The organism is Calothrix sp. PCC 6303 (assembly GCF_000317435.1).
Lineage (GTDB): Bacteria > Cyanobacteriota > Cyanobacteriia > Cyanobacteriales > Nostocaceae > PCC-6303.
In genome coordinates this window covers 4975474-4995091 of sequence record NC_019751.1, presented here as the reverse complement: position 1 = coordinate 4995091, position 19618 = coordinate 4975474, and the positions used below count along the sequence as shown (strand labels likewise).

General features: G+C 41.1%; 8 protein-coding genes and 3 rRNA genes. 10 read left to right on the top strand and 1 reads right to left on the bottom strand.

The window, feature by feature from the left end; all coding sequences use genetic code 11:
* Positions 1-475: 475 nt before the first annotated feature.
* From CAL6303_RS20310 to CAL6303_RS20265, 10 genes are all read left to right on the top strand, one after another.
* Positions 476-1579 carry a glycosyltransferase family 4 protein gene (locus CAL6303_RS20310; protein ID WP_015199711.1) on the top strand — a complete coding sequence of 368 codons (1104 nt, stop codon included), beginning with the start codon at positions 476-478 and terminating at the stop codon, positions 1577-1579.
* Positions 1580-2027: 448 nt separating this feature from the next.
* Positions 2028-3516, top strand: a 16S ribosomal RNA gene (locus CAL6303_RS20305).
* Between the two features lie 329 nt (positions 3517-3845).
* A 23S ribosomal RNA gene (locus tag CAL6303_RS20300) occupies positions 3846-6734 on the top strand.
* Between the two features lie 69 nt (positions 6735-6803).
* Positions 6804-6923 (top strand): 5S ribosomal RNA (gene rrf, locus CAL6303_RS20295).
* Together the 16S, 23S and 5S rRNA genes form the textbook arrangement of a ribosomal RNA operon.
* Before the next feature lie 264 nt (positions 6924-7187).
* A complete protein-coding gene (locus CAL6303_RS20290) occupies positions 7188-7394 on the top strand; it encodes a hypothetical protein (protein ID WP_041739808.1) in 207 nt (68 codons plus the stop codon).
* A 550-nt stretch (positions 7395-7944) separates the two neighbouring features.
* Entirely contained in the window at positions 7945-9162 is a 1218-nt protein-coding gene (locus tag CAL6303_RS20285; protein WP_015196011.1) for an ISL3 family transposase, read from the top strand.
* A 352-nt stretch (positions 9163-9514) separates the two neighbouring features.
* Positions 9515-11875 carry a filamentous hemagglutinin N-terminal domain-containing protein gene (locus CAL6303_RS20280; protein WP_041739807.1) on the top strand — a complete coding sequence of 787 codons (2361 nt, stop codon included), beginning with the start codon at positions 9515-9517 and terminating at the stop codon, positions 11873-11875.
* Complete coding sequence (locus CAL6303_RS20275) at positions 11872-14100, top strand: CHAT domain-containing protein (RefSeq protein WP_015199707.1); 2229 nt, start codon at positions 11872-11874, stop codon at positions 14098-14100. Before CAL6303_RS20280 ends, CAL6303_RS20275 begins: the two co-directional genes overlap by 4 nt.
* A gap of 51 nt (positions 14101-14151) precedes the next feature.
* Entirely contained in the window at positions 14152-14886 is a 735-nt protein-coding gene (locus tag CAL6303_RS20270; RefSeq protein ID WP_015199706.1) for a DUF928 domain-containing protein, read from the top strand.
* A gap of 240 nt (positions 14887-15126) precedes the next feature.
* Positions 15127-17877, top strand: coding sequence for a CHASE2 domain-containing protein (locus tag CAL6303_RS20265; RefSeq protein ID WP_144051068.1), 2751 nt, complete (start codon positions 15127-15129; stop codon positions 17875-17877).
* Between the two features lie 812 nt (positions 17878-18689).
* On the opposite strand, the gene CAL6303_RS20260 is transcribed toward CAL6303_RS20265, so the two are convergent.
* Positions 18690-19616 (bottom strand): alpha/beta fold hydrolase, encoded by a 927-nt coding sequence (locus tag CAL6303_RS20260; protein ID WP_015199704.1) that lies wholly within the window; start codon positions 19614-19616, stop codon positions 18690-18692.
* Positions 19617-19618: the final 2 nt, after the last annotated feature.

Below are 19618 nucleotides of genomic sequence, written 5' to 3'. Positions count from 1 at the left end.
TAGATATTTGTAGAGACGTAGCAGTGCTACGTCTCTACCGTTGCATTTGTTGCAATCATTATTTCAATTGGTATAAGTAGGGAATACAAGGTAATAAATATTACCTTTTTATTAAGTTTCTAGAAGGATCTATTTAAGACGTAGAGGGGTATAAACCATAAAAATGGCTAAAACCTTGTTTCAACTCAAAATGCTGAAATTGCTCGTAGAGTCTAGATTGTAAGCCCTGTAAGGGTTAATTAAATTTTCGGGTCAAAAATGAGCGAACGCTGAGTTACCAAGCATCCATTTGTCGCAAAAACTATTTCAATTGCTATCAGTTAAGTGGTTACATAAAACCAAGCCCTTGCCTTTTAAGAAATCCTCAGATTTAGTTCTATTCATGCCATGTTAGATTTAGCGAAGGTATTGTTAATTTAATCAGAGTTTATATAAAAATAAAGAAAATAGAACTAACCGAAATATAACTCTTGATATGCCAGATAATCTAATACCACAGCGTCGATTCAACCTGCTTTTCCTCTCAACTCCCGTAGGAGCAATCGGTAGCGGATTAGGTGGGGGCGTAGAATTAAGTATACATAACACAGCAAAAGCCATGATCCATCGTGGTCATAGTGTAGAAATAGTTGCACCTTCAGGTTCTCATCTAGATGGATTTTCCATCACCCAAATTTCCGGAAACTTACAAATCATTGCCCAAAGTCAAGAACGCAGCACTCCCATCAATTTACCCGTCAATTCTGTATTAGCGAATATGTGGGAGTATGCTCGCCAAGTAGAAAATAAGTTCGATCTAATAGTAAACTTTGCTTACGATTGGTTGCCTTTTTACCTCACACCTTTTTTCTCAATACCCATTGCCCATATTGTCAGCATGGGTTCCCTATCAGATGCTTTAGATCAAACTATTGCTCAAATATCACACAAGTTTCCCCACACAATTGGGTTTTGTACTGCTTCCCAAGCAGCAACTTTTCCCAATTTAAACTCACCTCTATACTATTTAAGTAACGGAATTGACTTATCACTTTACAAATTTTGCTCGCAACCCAGACAGCAATTAGCTTGGCTAGGAAGGATTTCTCCAGAAAAAGCCTTAGAGGATGCAGTGCAAGTTGCCATCCAAACAGATATGCAACTCAAAATCATGGGAAAAATCCAAGACGAATCTTACTGGCAGCAAATATGCCACAAATATCCCCACGCACCAATTGAGTATCTGGGGTTCTTAAGCACAGACAAGATGCAAGAAATAGTTCGTCAGTGTGCAGCATTGATCATGACACCAAGGTGGGTAGAAGCTTTCGGAAACGTAGCAATCGAAGCTTTAGCTTGTGGAGTTCCTGTTATATCGTACCGTCGTGGTGGTCCATCGGAAATCATCAAGGACGGGGAAACCGGGTTTCTGGTTGAGCCAGATAATGTATATCAACTCGTCAATGCCGTATCTAAATTAAACACAATCAATCGTCTAAATTGTCGGCAACAAGCAGAGCAGGAATTTTCCTTAGATGCTCTAGGCACAAGATTTGAATCTTGGTTTCAGGCAATCTTTCAGTATTCGGGTCTACTTTGAATCACATTACGGACTTCCAATTAGATAATTATCCAGCTTTTTATCCTGGAAAAGGGATCCCTGCCTGTCTTTTCGGGCAAGATGTCCAAACAAAGCAAGAGATATTTTATTTTCTGGAAGTCTTTTACTCCGAAGCACTTTACTAGAAGCCCTTTGAAAAAGGGACTTCACGACTTCTCAAACAACCTTACCCATCAAAAAAGAGCCGAAAAAAAAGGAGATAGAGAAAAAGAATAAGGAAAAGAGTTGACAGGGAAGGGAGGCTCCGCTAGTATGTATAAGTGCCGGAAAAGCGGAGCGCAAAGCGCAAGGCTCGAAGGGAATCGAACCATGAAAATAATATAGTTTGGAAGCTAGTATATAGCACTTGGTCGGGTGAAGTAAAGATATAACCCAGACTGAGGGAAAAAATCAGTCAAAAGAGCTAAAAAGAACTACTTTAGTTAACAAAACGGAGAGTTTGATCCTGGCTCAGGATGAACGCTGGCGGTATGCTTAACACATGCAAGTCGAACGGGCACTTTAGGGTGTTAGTGGCGGACGGGTGAGTAACGCGTGAGAATCTAGCTCTAGGTCTAGGACAACCATTGGAAACGGTGGCTAATACTGGATGTGCCGGGAGGTAAAAGGCTTGCTGCCTAGAGAAGAGCTTGCGTCAGATTAGCTAGTAGGTGTGGTAAGAGCGCACCTAGGCGACGATCTGTAGCTGGTCTGAGAGGACGATCAGCCACACTGGAACTGAGACACGGTCCAGACTCCTACGGGAGGCAGCAGTGGGGAATTTTCCGCAATGGGCGAAAGCCTGACGGAGCAATACCGCGTGAGGGAGGAAGGCTCTTGGGTTGTAAACCTCTTTTCTCTAGGAAGATAATGACGGTACTAGAGGAATAAGCATCGGCTAACTCCGTGCCAGCAGCCGCGGTAATACGGAGGATGCAAGCGTTATCCGGAATGATTGGGCGTAAAGCGTCCGCAGGTGGTTTTAAAAGTCTGTTGTTAAAGCGTGAGGCTTAACCTCATAAGGGCAATGGAAACTATAAGACTAGAGTACGTTCGGGGCAAAGGGGAATTCCCAGTGTAGCGGTGAAATGCGTAGAGATTGGGAAGAACACCGGTGGCGAAAGCGCCTTGCTAGGCCGTAACTGACACTGAGGGACGAAAGCTAGGGGAGCGAATGGGATTAGATACCCCAGTAGTCCTAGCCGTAAACGATGGATACTAGGCGTTGTCTGTATCGACCCGGACAGTGCCGTAGCTAACGCGTTAAGTATCCCGCCTGGGGAGTACGCACGCAAGTGTGAAACTCAAAGGAATTGACGGGGGCCCGCACAAGCGGTGGAGTATGTGGTTTAATTCGATGCAACGCGAAGAACCTTACCAGGGCTTGACATGTCCAGAATCTTGCTGAAAGGTGAGAGTGCCTTAGGGAGCTGGAACACAGGTGGTGCATGGCTGTCGTCAGCTCGTGTCGTGAGATGTTGGGTTAAGTCCCGCAACGAGCGCAACCCTCGTCCTTAGTTGCCATCATTAAGTTGGGAACTCTAGGGAGACTGCCGGTGACAAACCGGAGGAAGGTGGGGATGACGTCAAGTCAGCGTGCCCCTTACGTCCTGGGCTACACACGTACTACAATGCTACAGACAATGGGAAGCTACACAGCGATGTGATGCGAAACTCAGAAACTGTGGCTCAGTTCAGATTGCAGGCTGCAACTCGCCTGCATGAAGGAGGAATCGCTAGTAATTGCAGGTCAGCATACTGCAGTGAATTCGTTCCCGGGCCTTGTACACACCGCCCGTCACACCATGGAAGCTGGTAGTGCCCGAAGTCGTTACCCTAACTGCTTGCAGAGGGGGATGCCTAAGGCGAGACTGGTGACTGGGGTGAAGTCGTAACAAGGTAGCCGTACCGGAAGGTGTGGCTGGATCACCTCCTTTTAGGGAGACCTACCCAACTTGAAGTGAATGAGGTTCAATGAATCTTCGGATGAATAGAGCCAGAGAATTCACATGAAGATGGTCATTCCTAGGTCGTTCGAGGAAAAAGTCATATAATCTAATCAAGCTATTAACGGTATCGGTAAAAACTAACCGAGATTGAAGTCAGCACCTAAGTTCATCAGTGACAAAGAACTAATGAATCGGAATGCTGAGTAATGACTCAGTAAAGAACCATGAAAACTGCATAATAGAAGCGAAAAAGGTAGGTAGTACGAGAAGCTTGAGAGCGCGCAAGTGTGATTGAGTGAAATCGGAAACAGACAAAAGGTCAAAGGAATAAGGGCTGACGGTGGATACCTAGGCACGCAGAGGCGAAGAAGGACGTGGTTACCTACGAAAGTTCCGGGGAGTTGGAAGCAAGCGTTGAGCCGGAAATGTCCGAATGGGGCAACCCAGAATACTGCCACCTGAATATATAGGGTGGAAAGAGCGAACCTAGCGAACTGAAACATCTTAGTAGCTAGAGGAAAAGAAATCAAAAGAGATTCCCAAAGTAGTGGTGAGCGAAATGGGAAGAGCCTAAACCAGAATGCTTGCATTGTGGGGTAGTGGGACAACGAGATGGAATCGGAAGGTTAGACGAAGCATTGAAAAGATGCACCAGAGAAAGTGAGAGTCTTGTAGTCGAAAGCTGAAAGATACTAGTTGAATCCCGAGTAGCATGGAGCACGAGAAATTCCATGTGAATCAGCGAGGACCACCTCGTAAGGCTAAATACTACTGCGTGACCGATAGAGAACAAGTACCGCGAGGGAAAGGTGAAAAGAACCCCGGGAGGGGAGTGAAAAGAACATGAAACCGTCAGCTTACAAGCAGTGGGAGTCTGATTAAACGGATGACCGCGTGCCTGTTGAAGAATGAGCCGGCGACTTATAGGTACTGGTGGATTAAGCTATTAAGTAGCGAAGTCAAAGGGAAACCGAGTCTGAGAAGGGCGTTAATCAGTATTTATAGACCCGAACCCTGGCGATCTAACCATGTCCAGGATGAAGCTTGGGTAACACCAAGTGGAGGTCCGCACCGACTGATGTTGAAAAATCAGCGGATGAGGTGTGGTTAGGGGTGAAATGCCAATCGAGCCAGGAGCTAGCTGGTTCTCCCCGAAATGTGTTTAGGCGCAGCGGTTACGAATATAGCTTGGGGGTAAAGCACTGTTTCGGTGCGGGCTGGGAGACCGGTACCAAATCGAGACAAACTCAGAATACCAAGTGAACATGTAGCCAGTAAGACGGTGGGGGATAAGCTTCATCGTCAAGAGGGAAACAGCCCAGACCGCCAGCTAAGGTCCCCAAATCAACGTTAAGTGGCAAAGGAGGTGGGAGTGCACAGACAACCAGGAGGTTTGCCTAGAAGCAGCCACCCTTGAAAGAGTGCGTAATAGCTCACTGGTCAAGCGCTCCTGCGCCGAAAATGAATGGGACTAAACGTTGTACCGAAGCTGCGGACTTGTATTTAGGTATAAGTGGTAGGGGAGCGTTCTATAAGAAGAGAAGCATTAGCGGCAAGCAGGTGTGGATTTTATAGAAGTGAGAATGTCGGCTTGAGTAGCGCAAATATTGGTGAGAATCCAATACCCCGAAACCCCAAGGGTTCCAGAGGCAGGTTCGTCCACTCTGGGTTAGTCGGGTCCTAAGGCGAGGGCGAACGCCGTAGTCGATGGACAACGGGTGAATAATCCCGTACTAATTTATGTTTGTGCAGAGGGACGGAGAAGGTGAATGTCAGCCGGATGTTGGTTACCGGTTTAAGTGTCAAGGTGTTGAGAGACGGAGAAAACGTCTTGAGTTGAGGCATGAGTACGACCTGCTACGGCGGGGGAAGTGGCATAATCTAGCTTCCAAGAAAAGCTCGGTGGCACGTTAAGCATAAATTACCCGTACCCGAAACCGACACAGGTGGGGAGGTTGAGTAAACTAAGGGGCGCGAGATAACTCTCTCTAAGGAACTCGGCAAAATGGCCCCGTAACTTCGGAAGAAGGGGTGCCCATAGCAATATGGGTCGCAGTGAAGAGATCCAGGCGACTGTTTACCAAAAACACAGGTCTCCGCGAAGTGTAATCACGAAGTATGGGGGCTGACGCCTGCCCAGTGCCGGAAGGTTAAGGAAGTTGGTCAGGGTAGAAATATCTGAAGCTGACGACTGAAGCCCCGGTGAACGGCGGCCGTAACTATAACGGTCCTAAGGTAGCGAAATTCCTTGTCGGGTAAGTTCCGACCCGCACGAAAGGCGTAACGATCTGGATGGTGTCTCGGAGAGAGACTCGGCGAAATAGGATTGTCTGTGAAGATACGGACTACCTGCACCTGGACAGAAAGACCCTATGAAGCTTTACTGTATCCTGGAATTGGGTCCGGGCTTGGCTTGCGCAGGATAGGTGGGAAGCGTAGAGTATATCCTTGTGGGGATATAGGAGCTAACGGTGAGATACCACTCTGGCGAAGCTAGGATTCTAACTGATGACCATAATCTGGTCAGAGGACATTTTCAGGTGGGCAGTTTGACTGGGGCGGTCGCCTCCCAAAAGGTACGGAGGCGCGCAATGGTTCCCTCAGCACGGTTGGAAATCGTGCGGCGAGTGTAAAGGCAATAAGGGAGCTTGACTGCAAGAGATACATCTCGAGCAGGTACGAAAGTAGGTCTTAGTGATCCGACGGCGCAGAGTGGAATGGCCGTCGCTCAACGGATAAAAGTTACTCTAGGGATAACAGGCTGATCTCCCCCAAGAGTCCACATCGACGGGGAGGTTTGGCACCTCGATGTCGGCTCATCGCAACCTGGGGCGGAAGTACGTCCCAAGGGTTGGGCTGTTCGCCCATTAAAGCGGTACGTGAGCTGGGTTCAGAACGTCGTGAGACAGTTCGGTCCATATCCGGTGCAGGCGTTGGAATATTGAGAGGAGCCTTCCTTAGTACGAGAGGACCGGGAAGGACGCACCGCTGGTGTACCAGTTATCGTGCCAACGGTAAACGCTGGGTAGCTATGTGCGGAGTGGATAACCGCTGAAAGCATCTAAGTGGGAAGCCCACCTCAAGATGAGTATTCTTTTTACTTTAAGTAAGTAAGGTCACGGGAAGAACACCCGTTGATAGGCTCGAAGTCGAAGTTCAGTAATGGATGTAGCTCACGAGTACTAATAGACCGAGGCTTTGACCTTAACTAATTATTCGCTTCTATATGCAGTCTTCATGGTTTTTCCAAAACAAGAACAAAACCATACAGATTTCCTGGTGCTGATGGCGTGGTGGAACCACACTGAATCCATCCCCGAACTCAGAGGTGAAAACGCTACTGCGGCAACGATAGTTGGAGGGTTGCCTCCCGCCAAAATAGCTCGGCGCCAGGTCTATTCTTTTCCAAAGCCCCTTCCTATACACATCATAGGAGGGGGCTTTGCTTTTACATGCTTTTTGCTTTCTAATAAGTATTTAATTTTGTTATATTGTATTCTAAGGAGTATTTGATAAGCAGGGTAAGCCTCTAATTTGTGTATATTAAGACGGGCAAGATGTCCACTCTACGAAGCTTATAATTTTGAACCTATGAATTTAGATGCATACTAGCTTACCAATGTAGATAGCCTTTATAAACTTTATCCAATATGATAAGTATGAAAATTTGGGTTAATGAGCAAGTTGACTCTTCTGGAATGATTCACGCTTGTATTGCTACTGTCAGTGAGTCTGAAGCGAAATTATGTCATGAGTCATTTGAAAAAAATCTGACTGATGTTCAAAGAAGTTGGGGTTGGGTTGCAATATTAAGAACTGTAAATTCTTGGGATGAAGTTCCTGTCAATGCTTTAAAACTTGGTTAAACAAGATGTTAATTAATGAATGAATGAATGAATGAATGTTTTATGTGGTTATAAAAATTTGTTTTTTCAGGTATGGTTTTCATAAATTTAAAAAAGTATGTTATGTTCCTTATCCCAGCATTTATTATCCTGCCATTTTCGACCACGATGCTCACAATCTGACTTTGTTTCTATCCAAGGTAACGATGTGGGGTATGTTGTATCCGTATTAGTGCTTGCATATGTGTAACTAAGAAAAGATATAATAAGTTGTACGGTTAAACAACCTGCGCCCAAAAAACTTATGATAAAAAGTCCGGATATAAAATTTTTAATAATTATTTTGTATTGATACATTGCTGATAATCAAACAAGATGATTTATAAATTAATTAGGTTCTACCGATCCCCTTATGAAAAAAAATATATTTAGATGTGAAAAAATGGCTATAACTTAACAAGAATGTATAGCTACAACTCAAGCTAGATAAAGGTTTATGGATTTTTAAATATACCAAATCTGTGAGAGAATACAAGTAAAATAGCCATAAATTAAATTTTCGGTGCTCGCTATGAAGTTTTCCGTAGAGCAAATTCTGAATTTACCAGGGATAAAAGTATTAAATTGTCAAGATATTGAAGGCTTAGGATTAATCATAGAAATACAAGTTGACTCCAAATCTTCTAAATGTCCAAGATGTGGTAAAGCTAGTCATAGTATACATCAGCATCATTGGCGTAATATTAAAGACTTGCCATGGAGTAATCAGCAAGTAATATTAAGAATTGATCGTCGTCAATTTAGGTGCAAAAATTGTCAAAAATTATTTAGTGAGGATTTAGATTTTGTCGATAAACAACGAGGATATACTAAAAGATTTGCAATAGAAATAGTGAAACAAGTGTTAGACAGTAACATTCGTAGTGTTGCAGAGAGAAATGATTTAAGTGAATCAGAAATTCAATCGATGCTAGATTCTTTAGAATCAGATATCAGTTTTGAGACAAGTGAAATAAAGCGTCTAGGTATAGATGAAATTTCTTTAATTAAAGGTCAAGGTAATTATTTAGGAGTATTGGTAGATTTAGACAGAAGAAAACCAATTGATATTGTTGAGTCACGTCGTCAATCAGAAATGACTCAAGCTTTGCAGAGTATGGGCAATGAGGTTTTAGAGCAAATTGAAGAAGTTAGTATAGACTTGTGGAAACCATATAAAAGTTTAGTCAAAGAGTTGATGCCAAATGCAGAAGTAACTATTGATAGATTTCATGTAATGAAACAGGTAAATGATGAATTAGATGCAGCGCGTAAACAGCAAAAAAAAGAAGCAAATTCCCTCAAGAATAAATTAGATAGAGATCGAATATTGGCGGGATTATTAAAAAGTAAATATAGCTTGTTGAAAAACGAAGATTCTTTAAATGAGACTCAAAAAGAAAAGCTAAAAGCAGTTCAAAATGTATCTCCAACTCTATCAAAAATGCACGAGTTAAAAGAGAAATTCAGAAATATATTTAACACTGCTGAATCATGGGGCGATGGGGTACTAAAATTATTAGATTGGATGTATGATTCGAGTTTATACTTTCCGAAAACTATTAGAACAATTTTTAGATGGTTTGGAGATATAGTTGGTTATTTTGAACAAAGAACAACTAGTGGCACTGTAGAAGGAATTAATAATAAGTTGAAGCTAGTCAAAAGATTAGGATATGGTTTCCGTAATTTCGCAAATTTTAGATTACGCTGCTTATTATCTTGGCACTTTAGTGTTAAATTTCCATAAGGGGATCGGTAGAACCATTAATTAGTCTTTTATAAATTCATTATGGCTGAATCATCTGATAAAAATGTGATTGTTGTGTGATAAATGCATAAATACAAGATAAATTATTGCTTAGGAAAATTAATAATATCTTTAAAATAGGTTTAAGTTTGAGATGAATGGCATAAAATTGTGCGTTAAAGTCATATATTGCACATGAGAATGATTAAATCGTGCGTAATAGATATTTTATGAGATATATTAGCATCATTGATAGCAAGTATTAATACTGAGTATTATGTCAATCTATTCTGACTTGATATCGCCAAAAACGCTTTTATTGCCTACTTTGTGTATTTATCAAGTCCTGGGCATGACTTCAGCCGTGTTAGGACAAGAAATTATACCCGATAATAAGCTACCAAATCCCTCAATTGTGATTACAGAGGGTGACGGACTCATAATTGAGGGAGGAACTGTTGCTGGTACGAATTTGTTCCATAGCTTAGAAAGATTCTCGGTTCAACAGGGACAGAAAGCGCTTTTTACAGGTAGAACCACTACTGAAAATATTATTACTAGAATCACGGGTGCTTTTCCTTCCCATATTGACGGATTGATTAGTGTTGCTGGTAATGCCAATTTATTTTTACTTAACCCTAATGGAATTTTTTTTGGTAAAAATGCGGCATTGAATATTACTGGTTCTTTTTTTGTGAGTACAGCTAACAGCTGGGAATTTGCGGATGGAAAGATATTTAGTGCGACAACAAATCAGAATGACCCGCTTTTAACTTTTAGTGTACCCGTTGGTGTGCAGTGGGGAAAAAGTCCCGCAGGTAAGGTGGAAAATGCTGGTAATTTGGTGGTTGGAAAAAATTTAACTTTAGTCGGTGAAAATATCAGTAGTACGGGTTCGATGAGATCTGTAGATGGTAAGCTGACCCTGACGGCAGAAGATAATCTTCGGTTCACTAATGCTATAAATAGTGCTGTTGAAATTGAGATCGATGCTAAGTCAGTCGAATTAATTAATACGGATATACTGACAAATACTTCGACTCGTACTAGTAAGCTGGGGGAAGATATTGCAATTAGAACAGGTTCTTTGTTGGTGGAAGATAGTTTTATTGAAGCTGTCACAGAGAATAACGCAAGTTTTGGGAAAATTGTGATTAAAGCTACGGGAGATGTTATTTTTGATTTTTCTGGTTTAACCACCAATACACGCTTTAGAGCCGCAGGTAGCCGGGGAAATGATATTCTGCTAGTAGCGAAAAATCTATATTTAAAGAACGGTTCAGGTTTAGTTGTCAGTACTCCTGGCAATAGCATCACAGGGAATATCGATATTCAGGTGGAAGATAGGATTGTTTTATCTAATTTGAGTGGGATTTATAGCTATGTTGCCCCAGATATTATGGCAAATGGTGGGGATATTAATATTAAAGCGCGATCGCTTACCCTAGAAAATGGCTCACGTATTAGCAGTGAAGTGGATAATAACGGCTCAATTTTTGGTTATCTTCCCAACTCAGTGGGTGAGAGGAATGCTGGTGACATCACCCTTAATGTGAGTGATGAGGTGCAATTGAATGGTATTTTTAATCTATTTGCGTCACCTGTATTTAGCGAAATTTCCACTCAGGTTAGGAATGGTGCAGTGGGTAACGGTGGCAATATCAACATCAATACTGGTTTGTTATCCTTGTTTAATCAAGGTAAAATTAGCGCAGGCAGTAATGGGGAAGGGAATGCAGGTGCGATCGCTATTCGTGCAGAATCCTTAAAAATTGTAGATGGTGGGCAACTCATAACTAGTTCTTCCAGTCGCGGTAATGCTGGAGATATGAGAATTAACGCTAGCCAAAGCATAATTATATCTGGTGAAGATGCCGGATTGTTTGCAGATACAGGTGCAAATTCTAGTGGGATGGGCGGTAATATCTATGTATTTTCCCCATTGTTTAAAGCATTAAATAATGGTTCTATTTCCACTGATAATCAAGGTTCTGGGAATGGCGGAAACCTCACATTCCAAACGGATAATCTTACCTTGAAACAAGCAAGTATTACTGCTGAAACTATTAGTGGGAGAGGGGGAGACATCAATATTTCTAGCGGTTTCCTGGTTTTATCCAACAATAGCCAGATTTCCGCAGCTGCCAAATATACTGGTAGCGGTGGTAACATAAATATTAACTCTGACTTCATTGTGGCTCTAACTAGCGAAAATAACGATATCATCGCCAATGCTAATCAAGGACAGGGGGGAAATATCCGCATTTTCTCCCAAGGCATCTTTGGGTTAGGATATCATCCAGATTTAACATCGGGCAATGATATTACTGCCAGTTCTGATTTAGGTGTCGATGGAGTAGTTGATATTCAAACTTTAGGCATTAATCCCAGTCAGGGTAATGTGGAATTACCTAGTGAATTTCTCAATCTTTCTCAACAAGTAACGCAGACTTGTTCGGTTCAAAGCCGTACCAACAGCTTTGTCAATTCTGGACGTTCTGGTTTACCATTAAGTCCAAGTGAAGTTATAAATAATACGCCTAATTGGGTTGATACACGAGGGAAAAACAGAAGTGAGGAAAATTTTTCTGAATCTAATACCTTTGTAGAGGCGGTAGATTGGACTATTGGTAGTGATGGGAAGGTAAGATTGTTAGGTAGTAAAAAAACTGTAGCAAATAAAACTCAAAGCTGTGTAGATACTAATTCATGAAACTTTTTTGGTGCATTTTGCTGGCTTTTTTGGCATTCTCCATTCCCAGTTTTGCTAATGTTCCTAAGTTGACAACTGCCCAAAACTTAAATCATCAAGGAAATACTTTATTTGAACAGGGAAAAATAGAGGCAGCTTTAACAAGTTGGCAAGAATCTGAACAGCTTTATTCAAAGTTGGGAGATATCACCGGAAAAATTGGCACACAACTCAACCAGGCGAAAGCTTGGCAAAGCCTTGGTTTCTATCAGCGATCGCATTCTATCTTAAAGCGGGTGTCCAAGACTCTAAATCACCAACCTGATTCCCCCCTTAAAGTGTCTGGTTTGCTGAATTTTGGGAATATTTTACGATTGACGGGGGATTTTTCAGCTGCCCAAAGCACCTTACAACAGGGTTTAGAATTGACGCAAAAGTTAGATTTGCCCAAGGATAGAGATTTAGTTCGGTTTCAGTTGGGAAATTTGGCGGTAGCAAGGGGATTTTTAGAAGAGGCTTTATTTTACTATCAACAAACTGCACTTCCCAATAGTTCTGTAAGATTACCAGCTTTAGTTAAGCAGATGGGAATCCTAATTCAACTGCACCAATTAGCAGACGCTCAAAAGCTAATTGTACCAATTCAAAATCTTCTATTGAATTTACCCGAAACTCAATTAAGTATATATACCAAGATTGAATTTGCTGAAGTCTTAATTCAGTTAAATAATAGAGAAAATTCTGTTGCTGCCGAAATTTTAGTAGCAGCTAACCAAGAAGCAGAAAAAATAGGAGAATTGCGCGCTCAATCTTACGCTTTGGGACGCTTAGGACATTTGTATGAACAAACTCAGCAGTGGGAAGATGCAAAAAAATTAACACAGCAAGCCATAAACATAGCCGAAAAAAAAAGGGCTGATGATATTATTTATCAATGGCAATGGCAAATAGGTAGAATCGAGCAAGCCACGAATAACATTCCTAAGGCGATTGCTAATTACACCGAAGCTGTAAATATTCTCCAATCTTTGCGGCAAGATTTAGTTGCAGTCAACCAAGACGTGCAATTTTCCTTTCGCAGCAGTGTCGAACCAGTTTATCGTCAACTTGTAGACTTACTACTGCAACAACCCAATCAAGAACACCTAATTAAAGCCCGAAAAACCATCGAAGCATTACAAACTGCCGAACTTGCTAATTATTTTCGCCAAGCTTGCAACCAAATCAAACCTATTTCGGTAGAAAAAATAGATCCCCATGCCGCGATTATCTACCCAATTATTTTACGCGATCGCATAGAAGTAATTCTCTCAATCCCCAATCAAGCATTACACCATTATGCTACCTCCATCCCCCAATCAGAGGTAGAAGTGGCAATTAACCGGATGCGGCAATCCATGCGGCAAACCTCTTTTGAAGAGGAAAGATTAGCAGTTGCACAGCAAATTTATACCTGGTTAATTGCAGATGCTGCAAATCAATTAGCCAATTTACCCATAGATACCCTAGTATTCGTTTTAGATGGCTCCCTCCGTAATATTCCCATGGCAGCATTACATGATGGCGAAAAATATCTAGTTGAAAAATATCAAATTGCCATTGCCCCCAGCTTAGAAATATACCCCTCCCAGCCTAGGCGATTATCCCAAGTAAAAGCAGTTCTTGCTGGTATTAGCAAGCCACACCAAGAATTAGATGCTTTACCCGGTGTTGAGGAAGAAATTAAGACAATTAGGAGCAAAATTTCAGCAACTGTTCTCCTCAACGAGAACTTTACCGTTAATAATCTCCAGAAAAAATTAAAAACTCCCTCCGTTTCCATCCTCCATCTTGCCACCCATGCCCAATTTAGTTCTCAAGTTGAAGATACCTTCATATTGACTTGGAATCAAAAACTCAACCCTCAACAACTAAATACCCTCCTCAGCGAGAGAGAATTAGACGCACCACCCTTAGACTTACTTATTCTTAGTGCCTGTCAAACCGCCAAAGGTGATAACCGTGCCACATTAGGTTTAGCTGGGGTTGCCACCCGTTCTGGTACACGTAGTACCCTTGCATCACTTTGGACAGTCAACGATACATCAACAACTTTACTCATGCAGGAATTTTACAATCACTTACTGAGTCAAAAATTAACAAAGAGTGCTGCCCTTCGTCAGGCACAGCTTTACCTACTTCAGCAACCTGAATTTAAGCATCCTTTTCACTGGGCATCTTTCATCATGGTTGGCAATTGGCTCTAATAAAAAGCATAATGTATTTGCGGAAATGAAAAATAGATCACATTTCTAATCATGCATATAAAAACATCTACCCTAAGACAGATATTTTCAGTAATAATACTATCAGTACTGATAGTATCTAATATTTCTAATCAAGCTTTAGCTGGAAACTCTGACTTTGAACCACCACCAAAAAAGGATGCACCAAAGGGGGGAACAGCAGGAGGGGGATCTCGAACGAACCAGAAAAAATGTTTAGAGGGCAGTTTAGCAGCATTAAGTCCCAAAAATCAAATTGGATTAACCCAAGTTCAGCGACCTAAATTTTGGGTGAACCTGCCCAACTCCCAAGCCAAAATTGGCGAATTTAGTCTATTTGATGCCCAAATGCGAGGAATTTATCAAACTAATATCCCCCTTCAGCAACCTGGATTATTAAACTTAGAAATTCCCCATAATGCCCCCTCACTAGCCAAAAACACACCTTATTATTGGGCATTTGCCGTAGTCTGCAATCAGAGCGATCGCACTGAAGATATAGTGGTTGGTGGCTGGGTAGAATACCGTGATATTGACCTCAAATTCCAGCAAAAATTAGCCCAGTCAAATAAAATACAGCAGGTATCACAAAACTTTCAGCAAGGATACTGGTATGATGCTTTAGCATCATTAATCGAACTTCAAAAAATACAATCTGCTAGTAATCCTGAGATAGCCGAAGCTTGGAGCGTAATGTTCAAAGTTGCAGGCATCAATCCACACACCGATACAGGTTTAGCCACAGTTGGGATGAACAACAGAAATTAATCAATCTCCCAAATCTGTAAATTCCAAGAGTTATCTAGCAACTTCAAATCTCTCACCATTCACGTCATACCTGACTCACTACGGCTAGCATTTTTTTCAGTCAAGCTCTGTAGCCGCAGTATGCAGTACAACATTGGCTCTAGATGATAACTGATAACTGATAACTGACTTATGTGGAAACGGCTCAAAACAAAGATTTTTACGTGGCGAAGTATCAGCATCATATCTGTAGCGATCACCATGGTAATCATTATTCTACAGTATGTAGCAGCCTTCCAAGCCATAGAACATGCAATACTCGATCAATGGTTTCGCCTGCGTCCAACAGAATTAGGAGAATCGCGGATAGTTTTAGTTACCATCGGCGAATCTGATATCTCCAAGTTAGGACAATGGCCAATTGACGATGCAACCTTAGCAAACCTACTGAACAAAATCAAGCAGCAACAACCCTCAGTTATTGGACTTAATTTATTTCGCAACCTACCAGTGGGTTCTGGACATGAGCAGCTAACAGCAATCTACGAAAATACACCTAATTTAATTGGCATTAAAAAAGTCTCAAGTGATGTTAGTGGACTAATAGAACCGCCAATTATCCTAGAAAAACGCGATCAAATAGCAGCTAGTGACTTAGTACTTGATGGAGATGGAAAATTCCGCCGTCACTTACTATCAGTGCGGATTCGTGAAAATAACTCCAAATCTGGTAGCAAAATCATCATGACTCTGGGGACAAAACTTGCTCTTCATTATTTAAAAGCTAAAAACATCAAAACCCAAAATAAAAATGGTGCGATTCAACTGGGAAAAGCCAAATTTATCCCCCTCCAAGAAAATGATGGTGGTTACAGTCGGGCGGATGTTGGTGGATATCAAATCTTAGCTAATTTTCACCGCTTAAAACAGCAATTTCCGCGAATTTCCGTTAGCGATGTTTTAGAAAATCATATACCCCATCACTTGATGCGTGGACGCATAGTCCTCATCGGTTCAATTGCCAGCAGTAGTTTAGGAGAAAGCTACTACACACCTTACACGATAAATACTAGTACTACCTGGTCAGGAGTAGAAGTTCACGCAGATCTTGCCAGTGAGATAGTTAGTGCAGCCTTAGATGGTAGAAAATTATTACGAGGTTTACCGCAACCATTGGGATGGTTATGGATATGGTTGTGGTCATGTGTTGGTACAACCTTGGGTTGGGAATTTAATGTGCGTAAAATTCGGATGCCACATTCCCGTTCTATCTTAATGCCTTCTGGCTCCCTATTAGGTTGGGCAGTGGTATTATTACCGGGTGCGATCGCATCTTTAATTGGATGTGGTTATTTGTTATTTATAGCTGGCTGGTGGGTAAGTGTAGCTGCGCCAGTAGCTGCCCTAGTATCAGCTGGATTAATTACTCGTGGGTACCTGTTATGGCAGGGACTACAATTATCCCATCAAGCGATCGCTAATTACGCCCAAACCCTAGAACAAAAGGTTCAGGAACGTACCCAAGAACTAATGGAGAAAAATCTTGCCCTCCAACAGGCAATGCAAGCAGCAGAAGCCGCTAACCATGCTAAAAGTTCTTTCCTCACCAATATGAGTCATGAACTGAGAACCCCCCTCAACGCCATCCTCGGCTTCAGTCAGTTACTCACAAGGGATGAACCCCTCAGCAATCGACAACAGCAACATGTCGAAATCATCAACCGTAGCGGCAAGCATCTACTGGAACTCATCAATGATATTCTCTCAATGTCGAAAATTGAAGCAGGACATATCGTTCTCACCCCAACCTGCTTCGATTTACACGAATTATTATATTCTATGGAACAAATGTTCCAACTTCGAGCAAATGCCAAAGGTTTGCATCTTCAATTTGAAAATATCGGCGATATTCCCCACTACATCCAAACTGACGAAGGAAAACTTCGCCAAGTTTTAATTAATTTGCTTGGTAATGCCATTAAATTTACCCAAGAAGGAAGTGTTCGACTATGTGTAAAAGCCCTTCCCGATTCTTTAATATTTGAAATAATTGACACAGGTTCCGGTATTCTCCCAGAAGAAATCAATAGCTTATTTACCCCCTTTGTCCAGACTCAAATTGGTAAGCAATCAATGGAAGGGACAGGTTTAGGATTAGCTATTAGTCGTGAATTTGTCAGGTTAATGGGAGGGGATATCAGTGTTAACAGTATTTTTGCTCAAGGTTCAACATTTAGTTTCAATATCCAAGGTAGTTATATTCCTGTCAGCGATATTCAAATCAAAACACCTCCAGGAAAAATTATCGGTTTAGAACCTCACCAACCTCAATATCGAATCCTCATAGTTGAGGATATTGAAGAAAACCGGCTTTTACTCATCCGATTACTTCAGAGATTTGGCTTTGAAATTCATCATGCTAGTAATGGAGAAGAAGCGGTAAGTATTTGGCACAACTGGCAGCCAAATCTCATTTTGATGGATATTCGCATCCCAATTATTGATGGCTATGAAGCAACTAAGCGAATCCGGCTAGCAGAAGCAAATCCATACTCATCCAACTATGGCACCACCATAGTACGGGAAGTTCAAACAAAAACAACAGCAACAGTAATTATTGCCCTGACAGCTAGCGTTTTTGAAGAACAGCAGGCAGCAATATTTGAAGCTGGATGCGACGACTATATCAGTAAACCATTTGCCGAAGACCTACTGTATGAGAAAATTGCTCAACATCTTGGTATTCGCTATCTCCGGGAAACAGAAAATAAACTTGAATCCTCCCAAAATTCCCATCCAACCCAACTTAGCTGCGAGGATTTTCAGATGATGCCAAAGCTTTGGTTACAACAACTATATTCTGAAGCTTGTGCCCTGAATGAAGAAAAAATCATCACCCTCATCCAGCAAATTCCGCCAAACCAATCTGCACTTGCCCAAACCCTGAATAATTTAGTTGATAATTTCCGCCTCGATATCATTGCTGATTGTCTACGAGAATATCAATCTTAATTTGCTCTCAGGAAGTGCATAGCACAACGTCACTTTGATTATTTGTATTGGAAGTCACAGAATTACATATATCTCTATTCTGAGTAAAATTACCATAATTTTGAGATGAAAAGTTCCTCAAATACTTGCTGCAAAAGTATTTGAGGAATTTTTATCAATGCTATGAAATCTTGACTATTTTGTTTTATTTTTAGTTTTTTCTTCCGGTTAAAAAATAACTAGCAATTTGCCAAAATGGCAACTCAACTTAGTTTTAATTGGGTACATTTAAATAGCTAAACGACTTCAAGGGTGTTGTTGTCAGGGTGTAAAACTACCACTTTATTCAATTTTAATTACTAAATTGCTAGTAATTATTTCTGAGATTTCAGTCAGGCTTATTCTCAAAAATGTACACAAATTACGAAACTATGTGTTATTCAAAAAAAGTTTTTAAATCATAAAGTTTGACATTTGCTGCACTAGAAAAATAATATATATAAATGCTGTACTGACCCACAGATTAGCCCCCTAAATCACAGTACTTGTATATATTTTCTAGACTCTTCAGCGGCAAATGCAAGGGTGGGAGTTGACTGCGATTGATAAGCGTCCTCCCACTCATTTTTTATTTTTCAGCACCTCTGGAATTTGCAGAAATCATTGATTTTCTGACAACTTATACCAATTGAAATAATGATTGCAAGACATGCAACGGTAGAGACGTAGCAGTGCTACGTCTCTACAAATATGTATCTGTCGCGTTGTTTTTTCAAATCGGTATTAGATAGAGGCAAGATGTTTGGTGATATATTTTTCAAAAAAATCTCGGTTTAAATATCTTCCAAAAATTTGATCACAGCCTGATTGATCTCGGCAGCAGAACCAAAAGATGCATCATGGCAACAATTAGCCAAAATTTGTAATTGCGAGTTGGATATATGTTGCTGGAGTTTTACGCCATCACTAGCAGGAAACCAGCTATCTTGTTCTCCCCACAAAATTAGAGTCGGACTTTGAATTTTGTTCAAGTTACTTTGGATCCGACTTAACCAATTATTTTGTTTTTTTTGATGTTTTTCAATTTCTCTAGCTGCAATTTGTAATTCCTCAGCAATCTTAGTTAAAGCACCAGGAAATTCAATATAAGGATAAGTCATCCAATAAATATCTTCTGATGTTAGTATAGATGGATCATATAACACTCCACGCCTTTCAATTGCCATAATTTCCCTAACTAAAGGGGCAATTAGATATGCTAGGCGAGATAAATCAATTGCTTGAATCAATTCAATCGGAATTTTGGAAATCACAGACATTGCCCAATGAGGTAGATGTTGGGCAAAAATCGGAACATTAACAACAACTAATTCAGCAATTAATTGAGGGCTTTCTTCTGCCAAAGCTAAGGCAGTTAATGCACCCAATGATTCGGCAACTATTACAACAGGTTCATCACACAAAGCCCGAATAATTCTTCCCAACTCAATCACTTGATGACCACTATGTTCGCGCCGAAATAGGGGTTTTTCAGAAAAACCATAACCTTTGGCATCACAACAAATAACTCGAAAATGCTTCGACAAAGGCTGAATACTGCTACGCCAATTAAAACTCCAGCTACCAATACCGTGCAGTAAAAATAAAGGTTTACCTGTACCAATCTCACCATAAGCAATCTGTACAGGGAAACCATCTGCATCAATAATTTTTAGGCTTTGTCTTCCCTGGGGAAATGTTCTTTGCCACCAATCTTTCATGG

What these genes read in the sequence shown, in the direction of transcription:
- CAL6303_RS20265 (WP_144051068.1), top strand. Translation starts at nt 15,127, where the DNA reads ATGGTAATCATTATTCTACAGTATGTAGCAGCCTTCCAAGCCATAGAA.
- CAL6303_RS20270 (WP_015199706.1), top strand. Translation starts at nt 14,152, where the DNA reads ATGCATATAAAAACATCTACCCTAAGACAGATATTTTCAGTAATAATA.
- CAL6303_RS20275 (WP_015199707.1), top strand. Translation starts at nt 11,872, where the DNA reads ATGAAACTTTTTTGGTGCATTTTGCTGGCTTTTTTGGCATTCTCCATT.
- CAL6303_RS20285 (WP_015196011.1), top strand. Translation starts at nt 7,945, where the DNA reads ATGAAGTTTTCCGTAGAGCAAATTCTGAATTTACCAGGGATAAAAGTA.
- CAL6303_RS20260 (WP_015199704.1), bottom strand. Translation starts at nt 19,616, where the DNA reads ATGAAAGATTGGTGGCAAAGAACATTTCCCCAGGGAAGACAAAGCCTA.
- CAL6303_RS20290 (WP_041739808.1), top strand. Translation starts at nt 7,188, where the DNA reads ATGAAAATTTGGGTTAATGAGCAAGTTGACTCTTCTGGAATGATTCAC.
- CAL6303_RS20310 (WP_015199711.1), top strand. Translation starts at nt 476, where the DNA reads ATGCCAGATAATCTAATACCACAGCGTCGATTCAACCTGCTTTTCCTC.
- CAL6303_RS20280 (WP_041739807.1), top strand. Translation starts at nt 9,515, where the DNA reads ATGACTTCAGCCGTGTTAGGACAAGAAATTATACCCGATAATAAGCTA.